The organism is Streptomyces rectiverticillatus (genome assembly GCF_013394065.1).
Taxonomy (GTDB): Bacteria; Actinomycetota; Actinomycetes; order Streptomycetales; family Streptomycetaceae; genus Streptomyces; species Streptomyces rectiverticillatus.
Genome location: NZ_CP040752.1, coordinates 4,113,959 through 4,129,125 on the forward strand (window position 1 = coordinate 4,113,959; position 15,167 = coordinate 4,129,125).

General features: G+C 73.0%; 14 protein-coding genes and 1 tRNA gene. 8 read left to right on the top strand and 7 right to left on the bottom strand.

Annotation, left to right across the window (positions count from 1 at the left end; genetic code table 11):
- Window positions 1-67: 67 nt before the first annotated feature.
- Together FGW37_RS17865 and FGW37_RS17870 are read right to left on the bottom strand one after the other, a co-directional pair.
- Window positions 68-141: transfer RNA gene (locus FGW37_RS17865), tRNA-Thr, on the bottom strand.
- Window positions 142-270: 129 nt separating this feature from the next.
- Window positions 271-1,029, bottom strand: a complete 759-nt coding sequence (locus tag FGW37_RS17870) for a thioesterase II family protein (protein WP_179081959.1) — start codon at window positions 1,027-1,029, stop codon at window positions 271-273.
- A gap of 237 nt (window positions 1,030-1,266) precedes the next feature.
- Here FGW37_RS17870 and FGW37_RS17875 point away from each other — a divergent pair, with 237 nt between their 5' ends.
- Together FGW37_RS17875 and FGW37_RS17880 are read left to right on the top strand one after the other, a co-directional pair.
- Window positions 1,267-2,139: a metallophosphoesterase family protein gene (locus FGW37_RS17875; RefSeq protein WP_179081960.1), complete on the top strand. Its 873-nt coding sequence runs from the start codon at window positions 1,267-1,269 to the stop codon at window positions 2,137-2,139.
- Window positions 2,136-2,921, top strand: a complete 786-nt coding sequence (locus tag FGW37_RS17880; RefSeq protein WP_179081961.1) for a 4'-phosphopantetheinyl transferase family protein — start codon at window positions 2,136-2,138, stop codon at window positions 2,919-2,921. The genes FGW37_RS17875 and FGW37_RS17880 overlap by 4 nt, the downstream gene beginning before the upstream one ends.
- On the opposite strand, the gene FGW37_RS17885 is transcribed toward FGW37_RS17880, so the two are convergent.
- A complete protein-coding gene (locus FGW37_RS17885) occupies window positions 2,893-3,915 on the bottom strand; it encodes a TauD/TfdA family dioxygenase (protein ID WP_179081962.1) in 1,023 nt (340 codons plus the stop codon). The two genes, FGW37_RS17880 and FGW37_RS17885, sit on opposite strands and share 29 nt — an antisense overlap.
- 333 nt (window positions 3,916-4,248) lie before the next feature.
- Here FGW37_RS17885 and FGW37_RS17890 point away from each other — a divergent pair, with 333 nt between their 5' ends.
- The 5 genes from FGW37_RS17890 (at window position 4,249) to FGW37_RS17910 (ending at window position 10,431) form a co-directional block, all read left to right on the top strand.
- Entirely contained in the window at window positions 4,249-5,784 is a 1,536-nt protein-coding gene (locus tag FGW37_RS17890; protein ID WP_246430428.1) for an ABC transporter substrate-binding protein, read from the top strand.
- Window positions 5,785-5,816: 32 nt separating this feature from the next.
- On the top strand, window positions 5,817-6,758 hold the full coding sequence (locus FGW37_RS17895; RefSeq protein WP_179081963.1) for an ABC transporter permease: 942 nt from the start codon (window positions 5,817-5,819) through the stop codon (window positions 6,756-6,758).
- Window positions 6,758-7,687 (top strand): ABC transporter permease, encoded by a 930-nt coding sequence (locus FGW37_RS17900; protein WP_246430429.1) that lies wholly within the window; start codon window positions 6,758-6,760, stop codon window positions 7,685-7,687. The genes FGW37_RS17895 and FGW37_RS17900 overlap by 1 nt, the downstream gene beginning before the upstream one ends.
- Window positions 7,684-9,306, top strand: a complete 1,623-nt coding sequence (locus tag FGW37_RS17905; RefSeq protein ID WP_179081964.1) for a dipeptide ABC transporter ATP-binding protein — start codon at window positions 7,684-7,686, stop codon at window positions 9,304-9,306. Before FGW37_RS17900 ends, FGW37_RS17905 begins: the two co-directional genes overlap by 4 nt.
- 237 nt (window positions 9,307-9,543) lie before the next feature.
- On the top strand, window positions 9,544-10,431 hold the full coding sequence (locus FGW37_RS17910) for a LysR family transcriptional regulator (RefSeq protein ID WP_179081965.1): 888 nt from the start codon (window positions 9,544-9,546) through the stop codon (window positions 10,429-10,431).
- Here FGW37_RS17910 and FGW37_RS17915 read toward each other — a convergent pair.
- The 4 genes from FGW37_RS17915 to FGW37_RS17930 are packed head-to-tail and all read right to left on the bottom strand — an operon-like array spanning window position 10,333 to window position 13,347.
- Window positions 10,333-11,472: a serine hydrolase domain-containing protein gene (locus FGW37_RS17915; protein WP_246430430.1), complete on the bottom strand. Its 1,140-nt coding sequence runs from the start codon at window positions 11,470-11,472 to the stop codon at window positions 10,333-10,335. The two genes, FGW37_RS17910 and FGW37_RS17915, sit on opposite strands and share 99 nt — an antisense overlap.
- Window positions 11,469-12,386 carry a DUF6895 family protein gene (locus FGW37_RS17920; RefSeq protein ID WP_179081966.1) on the bottom strand — a complete coding sequence of 306 codons (918 nt, stop codon included), beginning with the start codon at window positions 12,384-12,386 and terminating at the stop codon, window positions 11,469-11,471. Before FGW37_RS17920 ends, FGW37_RS17915 begins: the two co-directional genes overlap by 4 nt.
- The gene (locus FGW37_RS17925) at window positions 12,383-13,165 is read right to left on the bottom strand and encodes a hypothetical protein (RefSeq protein ID WP_179081967.1); all 783 of its coding nucleotides are present in this window, start codon (window positions 13,163-13,165) and stop codon (window positions 12,383-12,385) included. The genes FGW37_RS17920 and FGW37_RS17925 overlap by 4 nt, the downstream gene beginning before the upstream one ends.
- A complete protein-coding gene (locus FGW37_RS17930; protein ID WP_058045576.1) occupies window positions 13,162-13,347 on the bottom strand; it encodes a hypothetical protein in 186 nt (61 codons plus the stop codon). The genes FGW37_RS17925 and FGW37_RS17930 overlap by 4 nt, the downstream gene beginning before the upstream one ends.
- A gap of 435 nt (window positions 13,348-13,782) precedes the next feature.
- On the opposite strand from FGW37_RS17930, the gene FGW37_RS17935 reads away from it, so the two are divergent.
- Window positions 13,783-15,093 (top strand): cytochrome P450, encoded by a 1,311-nt coding sequence (locus FGW37_RS17935; RefSeq protein WP_246430431.1) that lies wholly within the window; start codon window positions 13,783-13,785, stop codon window positions 15,091-15,093.
- Window positions 15,094-15,167 lie beyond the last annotated feature (74 nt).

Here is a 15,167-nt window from a genome sequence, read left to right on the forward strand (position 1 = left end):
AGGCCCACGAGGCCCGTAACAACCAGAAAAGCCCAGGTCACACAAGGTGTGACCTGGGCTTCAGCGGAGCCGCCTGCGGGATTTGAACCCGCGACCTACGCATTACGAGTGCGTTGCTCTGGCCAACTGAGCTAAGGCGGCAAGCTGCCTGATCCGGACCGGCTTCAGCAGCGCGCCCAAGTCTACACACTCCGGAGGGGTGCTCCGTACACGGTGGTCAGCGGGGGTCTTCCGTGGTCAGTGGGCCGCCCGGGCCGGGCCGGGGCGTGGTCAGCGGGCCGGGGCCGCGATGGCGTCCGAGATGAGGCCGACGATCTCCCGCTGGTGGTCGTTGAGGTAGAAGTGGCCGCCGGGGAAGACGCTGATCGCGAAGGAAGCGGTGGTGTGGTGCTCCCAGTCCTGGACCTCGTCGACGGTGGCCTTGGGGTCGTCGTCGCCGGTCAGGGCGTGGACGGGGCAGTTGACGCGGAGGCCGGGCCGGGCGTGGTGGGTCTCTATCGCCCGGTAGTCGGCGCGGAGCGCCGGCAGGACCATCTGCAGCACTTCCTCGTTGTCCAGCATCTGGGTGTCGGTGCCGCTCAGGGCGCGGAGCTCCTGGATCAGCCCCTGCTTGTCGCGCAGGTGCACCGTCTCGTCGCGGTGCCGGGAGGGCGCGCGGCGGCCGGAGGCGAAGAGGACGGTGGGCTTGACGCCCCGCTCCTCCAGCCGCAGGGCGACCTCGTAGGCCAGCGTCGCGCCCATGCTGTGGCCGAAGAGGGCCAGGGGGCGGTCGGTCCAGGGGAGGAGGGCCTCGGTCGTCAGGTCCGCCAGTTCGGCCAGGTTCTCGATGCAGGGGTCCGTACGCCGGTCCTGCCGGCCGGGGTACTGGACCGCCAGCACGTCGACCGCCGGCGAGAGCGCCTTCGACACCGGGAAGAAATAGCTCGCCGCCCCTCCGGCGTGCGGCAGGCACACGAGGCGGACCGGGGCGTCCTGCGCGGGATGGAATCGGCGAATCCACTTTTGGTTGTCAGCGGGGGACATGCTCATCGTGCTGTTTTCCCTTCGGAGCCGTTCAGTTGCTGCCTTTCGGGTCCCGGGCAGGATACGTCGGGCGGCCGTAGGGGCAGGCTCGTGGCCGGTAGGGGTTCCTTCGGGCACCCCGGGCGTATTAGGTTCCCTTGCAGGGTGCAGACATACGTGGTGTCGGCTCGAAGTGCGCTGGAACACAGGGCTGTTCCGGTTTGGACCCGGGATTCGTCGAGAAGGACGCGAGAAGGACACACAGTGCCCAACGGAAAACTGCTGGCCGTCAGCGATCTGCACGTCGCCTACAAAGAGAATCGCGCGCTCGTCGAAACGCTCCGGCCCGAGAGCGACGACGACTGGCTCATTGTGGCGGGCGATGTCGGTGAGCAGTACGCGGACGTCGAATGGACGCTGCGCGTGCTCGCCGAGCGATTCGCCAAGGTCGTCTGGGCGCCCGGGAATCACGAGCTGTGGACCCACCCGCAGGATCCGGTCGACCTGCGCGGCGAGAAGCGCTACCTGCACCTGGTGGAGCTGTGCCGCAGCCTCGGCGTCGCCACCCCCGAGGACCCGTATCCCGTGTGGCAGGGCGAGGGCGGCCCGGTCGCCGTGGCCCCGCTGTTCGTGCTCTACGACTACACCTTCCGCGTGCCCGGGGCGCACACCAAGGAGGAGTCGCTGCGCCGCGCCTACGACGCCGGAGTCGTCTGCGCCGACGAGCACTTCCTGCACCACGACCCCTACTCCGGCCGCGATACGTGGTGCCACGCGCGCGTGCAGTACACCGAGCGCCGCCTGGCCGCCGTCGACCCCGCCCACCGCACCGTGCTGGTCAACCACTTCCCGCTGGTGCGCGAGCCCACCAGGATCCTGCGCTACCCGGACTTCGCGCAGTGGTGCGGCACGGAGCTGACCGCGGACTGGCACATCCGCTTCCGGGCGGCGGCGGCCGTCTACGGCCATCTCCACATCCCCCGCGTCACCTGGCACGACGGGGTGCGGTTCGAGGAGGTCTCCATCGGCTATCCGCGCGAGTGGCGGCCGCGCCCGCCGCGCAAGCCCCTGCGGCAGATCCTGCCCCGCCCGGCCGGTGAGCGCGTGGGGGACGGCGCGAAGGGCTTCTGGGAATGATCGAGAAGATCCTGCCCGCCGAGGCCATGGCGGAGGAGAGCTTCGCCGTTCCGTCGCAGCGGTCCGCCTCCCCCGGCACCCTCCCTGCGCCCGGGGAACCTGTCGGCACCTTCCCCGGCGACCCCCTCGGGCTCTTTCCCGAGGAGGCGGCCGTCGTGGCCCGCGCCGTGCCCAAGCGGCAGCAGGAGTTCGCGGCCGTACGGGCCTGTGCGCGCCGGGCGCTGGGGCGGCTCGGCCTCCCGCCCGTGCCGCTCGTCCCCAACCGGCGCGGTGCTCCGCAGTGGCCCGACGGCGTGGTCGGCAGCATGACGCACTGCGACGGCTTTCAGGCGGCCGTCGTGGCCCGGGCGGACACCCTGGCATCGGTGGGCATCGACGCCGAGCCGAACGGGCCGCTCCCGGAAGGCGTCCTGCGCGTCATCGCGCTGCCGTCCGAGCGCACGGCCGTCCAGCGGCTCGCCGCGGAGCGGCCCGGTGTGCACTGGGACAGGCTGCTGTTCAGCGCCAAGGAGAGCGTCTTCAAGACCTGGTATCCGCTGACCGGGCAGGAGCTGGACTTCGAGGAGGCGGAGCTGGAGATCGACCCGGACGCCCGCACCTTCTCGGCCCGGCTCCTCGTGCCCGGACCCGTGGTGGGCGGCGTCCGGCTGGGCGGCTTCACCGGCCGGTGGGCCGCGGGCGACGGCTTCGTGCTCACCGCCATCGCCCTCCCCGCCCCTGCCCGGGGGCCGCGGCCCGTCGGCGGGCCGCAGGTCAGCGAGTCCGCGGCATTCCGTGCCTGAAGGCGGCGAAGCCCTCCGGGAGGTCCCGGGCGTGGCGGGTGTTGAGCCATAGCCGCAGCAGGTCGCGGCGCCGGCCCGGCTCGTCCCGGAAGGCGGAGCGGCCGTGGACGACGACGTTGTTGTTCAGCAGCTGCAGGTCGCCCGCGCGCAGGGTCATCTCGACGCGGTGCTCGTCCATGGCCGCGACCTCCTGGAAGACCCGCAGGGCGTGCTGCTCGATCCCGCTCAGCGGAATTCCCGACTTCGGTACCGCGGAGTCGATGTAGTGGGTCATATAGAAGCGGCAGCTCAACTTCCCGTCGAAATAGCCGTACACGGAGTTCCGGTAGTACGGGAGTTCGTCCGAGCCCTCCTCCGTACGCCGGTCGTAGACGAATCCCCGGTAGTACAGGCCGAGCAGCTCCCGGTGGTGGGCGAGGAGGTGATTGTGGACGGTCATGGAGCTGCTGAGGGTGCTGACGCCGCCCTCGCCCGCCTGGCGCAGGCACAGCAGGCCCACGATGTCGGAGCTGTCGGTGTGGAAGGGCAGCTCGGAGCGGGTCCGGTAGGCACGGGTGGCGGATTCGGTGACCTCGCCCTCCCCGTAGTCCTTCACGTGCGCGATCAATTCCCCGGCCGCGTTCTGGGAGACGGGGGTGCCGAGGTGCAGGGCGATGCCCCAGTACGCCAGACGGGCCTCCTCCGGCGACCAGGTCTCCACCGGAAGGCCGCGGATCAGCGTGAAACCGCGCCCGAACTCCAGGTCGTGGACGGCCGCTTCGAAGGTCTTGCCGAGGACGGGAAGGGGGAAGTCGTCGACGGTGAGCCGGTCGAGCGGAAGTCCGCGGCTCTTCGCCACAGTGAGTGCCGTCTGCAACTCACCGATTTCCTCAGGGGTGAGGACGACCGTCCAGTCATGTTCACCGGTAAAGTCGGAAGCCCGCCAGGCGCTCGGTCCGGTGACGGGTTCGGTGAGGATGGCAGCGGCCTCGGCATCGGCGGACGGTGCAGGCATACGGACTCCACTCGGGATTCTCGGCGCTTGCGGCAAGTGTGTGGCAAGTGTGCGGCACATCGATCATGAATCGAAGCCCGCGCAGGGTCAATGGAGTTGGCGGCGCGGCGGCGGGGGCGGAGTGTCGCGATTGCGCGTGAACTCGATCACCTTCGCGCCCTTCCGTGGTGCGGGGAGTGCGCCGGTGGTTAGTTTCCGGGAAGGCACGGCGACACAGAAAGAAAAGACGGCAGCGGGACGCACAGACACGGAGACACAGTGGCCAAGTCAACCGCCAGGTCAGGGTCGGCGTCAGGGGACTCCTCCGGGGCATCGCCCGGGACATCGCCCAGGGTGGCGTCCGGGCCGGCCTCCGGGGCGGCGCTGCGGCGTACCGCTCGCGCGACCGGCTGCGCCCTGCTGGCCGGCACCCTGGCGGCCGCGTGCGGCTCCGGGGGCGGCAGCTCCGGTTCCGGCCCGTCCGACGCGCTCGCCATCGGCCTCATCGCCGAGCCCGCCAGCCTCGACTTCACCACCACCGACGGCGCCGCCGTTCCGCAGGCCACCCTGGGCAGCATCTACGAGGGCCTGGTCCGGGTGGACCAGCAGGGGAAGGTCCAGCCCCTGCTAGCCGAGCGCTACGAGCGCTCCGGCGACGGCCGCACGTACACCTTCCATCTCCGCAAGGGCGTGAAGTTCACCAGCGGCGCCGAGTTCACCGCCGACGACGCGGTGTTCTCCATCGAGCGGGTGAAGAAGGACTGGAAGCTGAAGACGGCCCGCCAGATGGACGTCGTCGACAAGGCGGAGAAGACCGACGACCACACGGTCAAGGTCACGCTGAACCACGCGAGCAACGGCTGGCTCTACGCCATGACCACGCGCATCGGCGCCATGTTCAGCCGCACCGGCGTCGCCGACCTCGCCAATCACCCCGTCGGCACCGGGCCCTTCAAGCTGGGCGAGCGCCGCCGGGGCGACCGCATCGTCCTCGACCGCAACGGCTCCTACTGGGGCGGCAAGCCGGAGCTCGGCAAGGTCACGCTGAAGTACTTCAAGGACGCCGGGGCCATGAACAACGCCCTGCTCACCAAGGGCATCGACGTCGTCGGCACGGTCCAGGCCCCCGAGTCGCTCTCCCGCTTCTCCGACAAGAACCGGTTCCAGGTCATCGAGGGCTCCTCCACCGGCGAGGTCGTCCTGTCGATGAACAACTCTCGCGAGCCCTTCAAGGACAAGCGCGTACGGCAGGCCGTGCGCCATGCCATCGACCACAAGGCGCTCGTGGAGACCTCCCGCGCCGGCCACGGCAAGCTCATCGGCACCATGGCCGTCCCCACCGACCCCTGGTACGAGGACCTGACCGGCAGCTATCCGTACGACCCGGCCAAGGCGAAGCAGCTGCTGAAGGACGCCGGCGCCGAGGGCCGGACCGTGAAGTTCCGGGTGCCCAACATGCCGTACGCGATGTCCGCCGCGCAGGTCGTGAAGTCCCAGCTCGACCAGGTCGGGCTCAAGGCGGAGATCGAGCCCCTCGAATTCCCCGCGCGCTGGCTGTCCGAGGTCTACAACAAGGCCGACTACGACCTCTCCGTCATCGCCCACGCCGAGCCGCGCGACCTGTGGACGTTCGCCGACCCCGGCTACTACTTCCGCTACGGCAACCCGGCCTATGCCAAGCTCCTCAAGGACGCCGACTCCGGCCGGCCCGAGGACGAGGCCGCCCGCTACCGCGAGGCCGCGCGCCTGCTCTCCGACGACGCCGCGGCCGACTGGCTCTACCTGATGCCCAACCTGATGGTGGCCGACAAGGACGTCACCGGCCTGCCGGTCAACCAGGTCGGCGAGGGCCTCGACCTCGCGAACGTCCGCTGGGCGAAGAAGAAGTAGGAACAGGAATCGGAACAGGAAGCGGCCCCGGCATGCGGGTGTACCTGCGTAAAGCGGCGTCGCTGCTGGTCAGCGCCGTGATCGCCAGTTTTGTCGTCTTCGCGTTCCTCTCCGTCCTGCCCGGCGACCCGGCCGAGGTCGTCCTCGGGACGAACGCCGGCGAGGCGGAGCTGGCCGCACTGCGCCACGCCTTCGGCACCGACCGGCCGCTCGTCGTCCAGTACGCCGACTGGGCGCAGGGCCTGCTGCACGGCGACTTCGGCACCTCGTACATCAGCCACGACCCCATCGGCCCCCGGATCGCCGACCGCTTCGGCGTCACCTGCTGGCTGGCGCTCGGCGGCATGCTCGTGGCGGTCCTCTTCGCGCTGCCCGCGGGCGTGCTGGCCGCCGCCTGGCACCGCAGGCCGGCCGGTGCGCTGCTGTCCGCGCTCAGCCAGGCGGGGATCGCGGTCCCCGCCTTCCTCGCGGGCATCCTGCTCGTCTACGTCTTCGCGGTCCGGGCCGGGGCGCTGCCCGCCGGTGGGTACACCCCGCTCGCCGAGGACCCCGCGGCCTGGGCGCGGCAGCTCGTCCTGCCGTGCCTGTCCCTCGGGCTCGTCCAGGGCGCGGTGCTCACCCGCTACGTACGCTCCGCCGTCCTCACCGTCCTGCACCAGGACTTCCTGCGCACGGCGCGGGCCAAGGGACGCCGGCGCCGCGCCGCGCTGTGGCGGCACGGGTTGCCCAATGCGGCGGTGCCCGTCCTGACCGTCCTCGGGCTGCAGCTGTCCACCGTCCTCGTCGGAGCCGTCGTGGTCGAGCGGGTCTTCGTCATCCCGGGGCTGGGCGATCTGCTGCTGCAGTCCGTCGCCGACCGCGATCTGCTGGTCGTCCAGGGCGTGGTGATCGTCCTGGTCGTGGCGGTGCTCGTGGTCAACGTCGTCACCGACCTGCTCTACCACCTGCTCGACCCGCGCCTGCGGAGCCGCTGATGCAGCCGCCGATGGAACTGCCCGAGAACCCGGCCGGGAACAGGCCTGAAAGGCCGGAGCCGGTCGCGCCGGCGACTCCGCCGGTGCGGCGGCCCAGGAGCCTCCTCGGTCGGCTCGCCCGCCGGCCTGCCCTCACCGCCGGAGGCGTCCTCGTCGCCTTCGTCCTCGCCCTGGCCCTGCTGTCCCTGGTCTGGGCGCCCTACGACCCGACGCACGTGGACGCCGCCCGCAGGCTGCTGCCGCCCGGCGGCGAGCACCTCCTGGGCACCGACCAGTTCGGGCGCGACGTCGCCGCCCGGCTGATGACCGGCGCCCGCACCACCGTCTTCGTCGGGGTCGTGGCCGTCGGCTTCGCCGTCGTCATCGGTGTGCCGATGGGGGTCGCCGCAGGCATGTCGGGCGGCCCGCTCAGTGCGCTGCTGATGAGAGTGAGCGATTTCCTGCTGGCCTTCCCCGCGCTGCTGCTCGCCATCATGCTGGCGGCGGTCTACGGCACGAGCACGCTGACCGCCATGGTGGCCATCGGCATCGCCTCGGCACCCGGCTTCGCGCGCGTGGCCCGCGCCGCCACGCTGCGCGTCATGGCCGCGGAGTACGTCGACGCCGCCCGGCTCGCCCGGCGCACGCGCGCCGCCATCGCCGTGCGGCACGTCCTGCCGAACATCCGGGACGTCGTCATCGTGCAGGCGTCGGTGGCCTTCGCGACCGCCGTGCTGGCCGAGGCCGCGCTGTCCTACCTCGGGCTCGGCACCCCGCCGCCCACCCCGTCCTGGGGCCGCATGCTGCTCGACTCGCAGGAGCTCCTCTTCGACAAGCCCGAGCTGTGCCTGTGGCCCGGCCTCGCCGTCGCGGCCGCCGTCCTCGGCCTGAACCTCCTCGGCGACGGCCTGCGGGACCGCTTCGACCCCACGCTGGAAGGTGTCCGGTGAGCAGGAGCAGGCTGCTGGAGGTCGACGGCCTCACCGTCGGCGCAGGCGACCGGCCGCTCGTGCGGGGCGTCGGCTTCACCGTGGACCGGGGCGAGCGCGTCGGCATCATCGGCGAGTCCGGCTCCGGCAAGACCCTCACGGCCCTGGCCCTGCTGGGACTCCTGGGCGAGGGGCTGCGGGCCGAGGGAAGCGCGCGCCTGGACGGCGTCCCGTTCGACCTGCTGGGCGCCACGGACCGCGAGCTGTCGACCGTGCGCGGGCGGCTCGCCGGCATGGTGTTCCAGGAGCCGATGACGGCCCTCAACCCCGTGATGAAGGTGGGCCCCCAGGTCGCCGAGGCGCTGCGGCTGCACGGCCCCCGGAGCGAACGCCCCGGCCGCGCGGAAGCCCGCGCCGCCGCCGTCGGGCTCCTGGACCGGCTGCGCCTGCCCGACCCCGCCCGGGCCGCCCGCTCCTACCCCCACCAGCTCTCCGGCGGCCAGCGCCAGCGCGCCGTCCTCGGCGGGGCCCTCGCGACCGACCCCGCCCTGCTGATCTGCGACGAGCCGACGACCGCCCTGGACGTCACGGTCCAGAAGGAGATCGTCGACCTCGTCACGGGCGTGTCCGACGAGCGCGGCACGGCGGTGCTCTACATCAGCCACGACCTCGCGCTCGTCGCCTCCGTGTGCCACCGCGTGCTGGTGATGTACGACGGGGAGATCGTCGAGAGCGGGCCCGTGGAGCAGGTGCTGCGCCGCCCGCAGCACCCGTACACCCGGGCCCTGCTGAAGGCCTCCGACCTGACCGTCCCGGCCCCGCGCCCCCCGGCCCCCGCCGAGCCGCGGACGCTGCTCAAGGCGCGTGGCCTGACCCGGCGCTACGCCCGCCCCCGCCGTGGCCTCTTCGCGCCGCGTACGTACTTCACGGCGCTGGAGGGCCTGGACCTGGACCTCCGTGCGGGCGGGCGGACCGGGGTGGTGGGTGAGTCCGGATCGGGGAAGACCACGCTGCTGCGGCTGCTGTCGGGCCTGGACCGCCCGACGTCGGGGACGGTCGACGACGTGGCGGGCCGGGACGTGGCGGGCCGAGATGTGGCGGGCCGGAGCGAGGATCACACCCACGGCCGTAGCCATGGCCTCCAAGTGGTCTTCCAGGACCCCATGGGCTCGCTCGACCCCCGTATGCGCGTCCGGGACATCATCGCCGAGCCGCTCCCGGACCGGCGCTCGCCCGCGGCCACGGCGCGCGTGGCCGAGCTCCTCGCCGACGTGGGCCTGCCCGCGGAGGCCGCCTCCCGCTATCCGCACCAGTTCTCGGGCGGGCAGCGGCAGCGCATCGCCATCGCCCGGGCCCTGGCGCCCCGCCCTTCCGTCCTCCTCGCCGACGAGCCGGTCAGCGCTCTGGACGTCTCCGTCCGGGCGCAGGTCCTGGACGTCCTGAGCAAGGTCACCGCCGAGCGGGACATGGCCCTGTGCATCGTGACCCACGACCTCGGCGTGGTGCGTTATTTGTGCGACGAGGTGGTGGTGATGAAGGAAGGGCGCGTCGTGGAGAGGGGGCCGGTCGAGCGCGTGTGGGAGGCGCCGGAACACCCGTACACGCGGCAGCTGCTGGAGGCCGTACCGGTGCTGCACTGACGAGGCGCGAGGCACGCAGGGCGCGGTCCGGCGTAGGCGGATCTGGTCGACACCTGTCCGCAGCGACGCCTCGGCCCGTTGCCGTGCATGCGCAGCAACGGAGCACTGTGTGCTGCTGTGTGAAGCCGCGGACAGGTTGCCGCCGTTTTTCAGGTAGATCATGACGGTCGCCCACAGGCCAAGTCAATCCTATGAGTTGACTCGATCCACCCAAGCCTGAGCTTGTATCGTGGCGGCGTGACGCTAGATGACCTGAAGGTGTTCGTCATGGTGTGCGAGGCCCGCAACCTCAGTGCCGTGGCCCGCGAGATGAACTGCAGTCAGTCGGCCGTCAGCCAGCACGTGCGGCGCCTGGAGAAGGAGGTCGGGCTGACGCTGATGGAGCGTCAGCCGCGCGGGGTGGTGCCCACGGCGGCCGGCCGGATCCTCCAGCGGGCCGCCTCGGACGGGCTCACCGCCCTCGGCGAGGGCCTGCGGACGCTGGAGGAGCTGCGCACCGGCCACGGCGGCGGCGTCGTCATCGCCACCGGCGCCACCACCATCCGCCACCTCATGGGCGCGGCCATCGAGGAGTACAGCAGGCGGTATCCGGACGTTGGGCTGGAGTTCCACACCGAGCGCTCCAGCCACCGCTGCATCGACGCCCTGCGGTCGGGAGCGGTGGACCTGGCCTGGGTGACGGTCTCCGAGGACGCCCAAGGCGTCGAACTGCGGCCGGTGATCAGCCTGGAGTGGGTGCTGGCCGTCCACCCCGACGACCCCCTCGCGGCCGAGAGCGCGCTCGGCGCGGCGGACCTCGCTCGTACGCGTCTCATCAGGCCGCCCGCCGGTACGAGCTCCGGCCGGCGGGTGGAGGACGTGCTCGGCCCCGGCGGCCTCTCCCCGCGCTCCACCACCCGCGCCACGGACTGGGACACCGCACTGCTGCTGGCCGAGCTGGGCCTGGGGCACGCCCTGATACCGGCCATGCCGGGGCTGGTCAGCCCGTCCGGCGCGGCCCGGCTGATACCCGTCACGGGCATCCCGTCACTCGATGTGGGCTGGGCCGCCCGGCAGTGGTCGGCCCTCGCGCCCGCCGCCCAGGAGTTCGCGGCCACCGTCACCCGGCACGTCGCGGGCGGCTGACCGCCGGTCCGTGCGGTCCAGGCCGCACAGCGCCTCGTACGACGCCTGGACGAAGGGCGCGGCCGGGGTCGGTGCGGCATCGGCCAGGGCCACCAGGGCGGCGCCCGGGCCGGGCAGGAAGCCGGCGAAGGCGGTGCAGCCGCGCGTGCCCCCGCAGTGGTGCAGGAGCGGGCCTCCGGGCCGCACCCGCAGGTTCCACACGAGGCAGATGCGGCGGCCCGTGCGCGGCAGCGCCAGCCGGGGCCGCTGCACTTCCGTGAGCGCCACCCGCAGGCTCGGCGGGGCGGCGGCCTCCGGCGCGAGCAGCGCCGTCATGCAGCGCAGCAGGTCGCGCGCGCTGGAGCGCAGGGCGCCCGCGGCGGGCAGGCCGGGGACGAGCCAGGGCGGGCGCGGCCTGCCGTGCCAGTGCCCGAGGACCTGGGGGCGGGTGGGGTCGCAGTCGGTGTCGGCCAGGGCCAGCGGTTCCAGGACGCGCTCGCCGAGCAGCGCCGGATAGTCCCCGGGCGCGCCGCCGGCTGCGCGCGCGAGGGCGAGCCCGAGCAGGCCCACGCCGTAGTTGGAGTAGCGCACGCGGGTGCCGGGGCGGTGGTGCAGCCGGGTGCGGGGGAGCGCGGCCAGCAGGTCGTCCGTGGTGAAGGCGGCGTACGGGTTGCGGAACCAGCCCGTGCGCACCGAGCGGGCGAGCAGCCCGGGCGGCAGGCGCGGCAGGCCCGCGGTGTGCGTGGCGAGGTGGAGGAGCGTGACGGCCGGGCCCGGGATGCGCCGGGCGCCGGCCGGCAGATAGCGGTCGAGGGGGTCGTCGTAGCGGACCTCGCCGCGGGCGGCGAGCTCGGCGAGCAGCAGCGCGGTGAACGTCTTGGTGAGCGAGCCGGTCTCGAAGCGGGTGTCCTCCCCGGCCGGCCCGCGGCACACCACGATGCGCTCGTCGCCGCGCACGGCGGCGACGGCGACGGCGCTCGCGCCCCGGGCCGCGTCGGCCAGGGGCAGGAGCAGGGCGTTCAGCGGGAGCGCGGCCGGGGGCGGCTGCCGGGGCCCCGTCACTGCTCTCGCGCCGCCCTGGCGAGGGCGATGGAGCCCGCCACGGCGGCCACGACGGTGGTGTGCTGGTGTTCCTTGAACCTGCGGGCGGGGTCCTCGGCGACGGGGTCGCCGTCGCAGGGCACCAGGCCGTCCTCGTGCTGCAGGGCGGCCATCGTCTCCCAGTCGTCCGGGCTGCAGTAGGGCTCGGGCAAGGAGGCGCCCACGATGAGGAGTTCCGCCACGAGGTCCCACTGGCGGACCTCGCGCCAGATGTCGATCCACACCGGCAGCCAGGTGCGGACGTACGAGGTGAGGGGGGCCGGCAGCCCCTCGGGCCGGCCGCCCCAGTCGGTGAGGTGGAAGACCGTGTGGGTCATCGCGTAGGCGGTGATCCAGTTGATCGCCCAGGGTTCGGGGGTGGCGCCCAGCCAGGTGGTGCGGGCGAGTGCGGCGAAGTCCTCGCCGTGGTCGAGGCCGGCGATGCGGGCGGCGTTGGCCACGGCCAGGCGGCGGTTGGGCAGCAGCTCGACGCTGTGCACCGAGCGCAGCCGGGCGCGGTGGGCCAGGAGCCGGTCCAGCTCCGCGTGCCGGTAGCCGCAGCGCACGAAGTGGGCGTACATCTCCAGCGGGTCGGTCATCAGGGTGTGGCGCAGCTGGCGTTCGTAGAGCATGTCGCCCTTGCGCAGCTGCAGCCAGGTGAAGTCCATCAGGCTCTGTGCGGCGGCCAGTTGGCCCGGCCCGGCCATGCCGTCGCGCAGGATGATGGAGGCGGCGAGCGTGCTCTCGCCCAGGGGTTTGTAGACGCCGTCGGGGTCGGTGAGCTCCTCGGTGGTGCCGGGCGGCAGGGCGCCGAGCGCGCGGTGGGCGTGCAGCCAGGACAGCGCGCGGTCGGCCAGGGCGCGGGCGGCCGTCGCCACGGGGGCGGAAATCGTCATGCCGGCGCCTCCGTGGGCGGTTGGGGGGCGGTGCCGGAGCCGGCGCGGCTCCCGGTGCGGGGGTCGTCGCCCAGCAGGTGCGCGGCGACCGCCAGGTCGAGCGCCGTGCGCGGGCTCGCGCCGCCGAGCAGACGCACGTGGGCGAGGACGGGTTCGGGCTCCACGGGCAGGGCGATGCCGTCGTGCCGCAGCAGGGCGAGCCAGCGCAGCAGGCGGACGGCCGTCGGGAAGTCGCGGCGCAGCACGGACCGGGTCAGCCCGCGGCTCAGCGGGAGGGCGGCGCCGCGGGCGGCGTCCCGTACGGGCCCGTCCAGGCAGGGGGTGGCGAGGGGCGCGAGCTGGGCCATGCGGACGGACCAGCGCTGCCAGTCGGTGGTGTCGGTGAGGTCGTCGCCGGCCTCGGGCGGGACGGTGGCCACGGGGTTGCCGGCGTAGCCGCGCGTACGGGCCAGGAGTTGTGCGGTCGCCCAGTCGCGCCAGGCGGCCGTGCGCTCGTCGGGGCGGGCGGAGGGGCCGCTGCCCGGCACCGGGAAGGTCTCGAAGGAGCGGGCGACGGCGGCCGCGTCGGCGGCGTGGAAGGGGGCGCCCGTCAGGACGTGGGGGGTGAAGGTGTCGGCTCCGATCACCCGGACGGCGGCCAGGGCCGCGAGTGCGTCGGGCGAGCTGTCGGTGTCGAGGTGCGGGGCGACGAGCGCCGCGCCCCCCGTGCCCCGCAGGGCATGGAGGACGCGGGACGCGAGTTCGTCGGCCGCCGCGGCGTAGGCCGCACGGGAACTCACTTGCCCTTCGGCTCCTTCGGCTCCTTCGGCGACAGCAGGAGGAGGGCGAGCAGGAAGCCTGCGGCCTCCGGCGCGGGCAGCGGAGCCCCGCTCACGGCGGCTTCCGGCTCCACCATCAGGGAGCCGATCGCGGCCGTTCCGGCCGGATTCGCAAGGGGTCGGAGGGTTTCTTGGGCGAGCATGTGCGCCTCCTTGAGGAGATGCGGGCGGGATTGTCATCACTTAATCAGTGATGTCTGAAAATTAGGCTAAGCACGACTTTTGGGTTCCGCAGCTCGGGACACGCCGGGGCCCGCAGCGAGCCGCCCGTTGGGGCGCATGGCGGACGCGAAGGCCACTCAAGGGGGAATCGGGGGCGCCAAGGAGAAACGAGGGGCGCCAAGAAGAGATCAAGGGCGCCAGGGTGACGCCGAGGGCGCGCGCAGGGAAGCCGGGGCGAAGCCTGGGAGAGTGGTGAGAAAGAAGGGAAAAGTGGGGGATGCGACGGGTGATTCTCCGAAATTTCCACCATTCGGGTGAACTGCGAAGGCTGGGGTGTGGCGGGGTGACTGGTGCGGCATGGTCTGAAAATAAGCTGGCACGCCGCTGGGGCGGGGCCCTTGGGATGGGAGTCTTCGATGACCACCTCCGAGTCGGTGTGGACCTGTCCGTTCCGCCACGATGAGGCGCTGGAGTTCGATCCCTTCCTGGCCCGGCTGCGCAGCGAGCCGCCGATCACCCGCATCCCGATGCCCCGCGGGGACGGCGCGGGCGATGCCGCGGAGGACGGGCCGGGGGGTTCCGCAGCGCCCGGAGCCGGCGGCCCGGGGGGTCCTGCGGCGCCCGGAGCCGGCGGCCCGGCGCCCGCCACCGCCTGGCTCGTGACGGGCCACCGCCACGTCCGCGCGGTCACCGCCGACCGCCGCTTCAGCCGTGCCGCCCTGATCGGCCGCGGCCTGCCGCCCGTCACGCCCGACCTCGTCGACCACGCCGAGTCGATCAACCTCATGGACCCCCCGGCCCACAGCCGCCTGCGCGGCCTCATGGCCACCGCCTTCGGCGACCGCCAGGTCGAGGAGCTGCGCCCGCGCACCCGGCGCACGGTGGAGGGCCTGCTCGACGCCATGGCCGACCACGGCTCCCCGGCGGACGTCTCCGACTGGCTGGCCGCCCCACTCCCGCTGAACACGGTCTTCGAGCTGCTCGACGTCCCCGGGCCGGACCGTGCGCCGCTGCGCCGCTGGGCCACGGCGATGATGTCCCCCGGCACCCCCGACTGCGCGGCCGCCGCCGAGGGGAAGGCCGGACTCCGGGCGTATTTCGCCGAGTTGACCGCCGCGCGCCGCCGTCACCCCGGCACCGACCTGCTCAGCGCCCTGGCCGCGGTGCGCGAGGACGGCGAGTTCCTGGACGCCCGCGAGGTCGCGGTGATGGGCATGCTCCTGCTCGTCACCGGCCACAACACCAGCGCCCACCAGATCAGCAACATCGTCTACACCCTGCTCACCCACCCGGAGCAGCTGGCCCGCCTGCGGGCCCGTCCCGAGCTGCTGCCGGCCGCCATCGAGGAGCTCCTGCGCTTCATCCCGTACCGGCAGGGGGTGGGCATTCCCCGCCAGGCCACGGAGGACGTGGAGCTGGACGGCGTCACCATCCGCGCGGGCGAGACCGTCCACGTCTCGTACCTCGCAGCCAACCGCGACGAGCTCGTCTACGACCGCCCCGACGAGCTCGACCTCGAGCGGCAGGACGCACCCGCCCACCTCACCTTCGGCCATGGCACGCACCACTGCCTCGGAGCCCCGCTGGCGCGCATGGAGCTCCAAGTCGCCATCGGCACGCTGCTCGACCGTTTTCCCGAACTGCGCCTGGCCGTTCCGGCGGAGGAGGTGCGGTGGAACACCGGTTCGATCTGGCGCTTCCCCCTCGCCTTGCCCGTCGCCTGGTAGAGCGGCCGGCGCGGCGCACCGACGGGGCGCCCGGCCCACCGCCCGCGCAGGGCGGCGGACCGGAGCCCGGTAAG

Excerpts from the sequence above, each read along its gene's own strand:
- FGW37_RS17885 (WP_179081962.1), bottom strand. The coding sequence starts at position 3,915 with ATGCCTGCACCGTCCGCCGATGCCGAGGCCGCTGCCATCCTCACCGAA.
- FGW37_RS17900 (WP_246430429.1), top strand. The coding sequence starts at position 6,758 with ATGCAGCCGCCGATGGAACTGCCCGAGAACCCGGCCGGGAACAGGCCT.
- FGW37_RS17895 (WP_179081963.1), top strand. The coding sequence starts at position 5,817 with ATGCGGGTGTACCTGCGTAAAGCGGCGTCGCTGCTGGTCAGCGCCGTG.
- FGW37_RS17920 (WP_179081966.1), bottom strand. The coding sequence starts at position 12,386 with ATGACGATTTCCGCCCCCGTGGCGACGGCCGCCCGCGCCCTGGCCGAC.
- FGW37_RS17935 (WP_246430431.1), top strand. The coding sequence starts at position 13,783 with ATGACCACCTCCGAGTCGGTGTGGACCTGTCCGTTCCGCCACGATGAG.
- FGW37_RS17880 (WP_179081961.1), top strand. The coding sequence starts at position 2,136 with ATGATCGAGAAGATCCTGCCCGCCGAGGCCATGGCGGAGGAGAGCTTC.
- FGW37_RS17870 (WP_179081959.1), bottom strand. The coding sequence starts at position 1,029 with ATGAGCATGTCCCCCGCTGACAACCAAAAGTGGATTCGCCGATTCCAT.
- FGW37_RS17930 (WP_058045576.1), bottom strand. The coding sequence starts at position 13,347 with ATGCTCGCCCAAGAAACCCTCCGACCCCTTGCGAATCCGGCCGGAACG.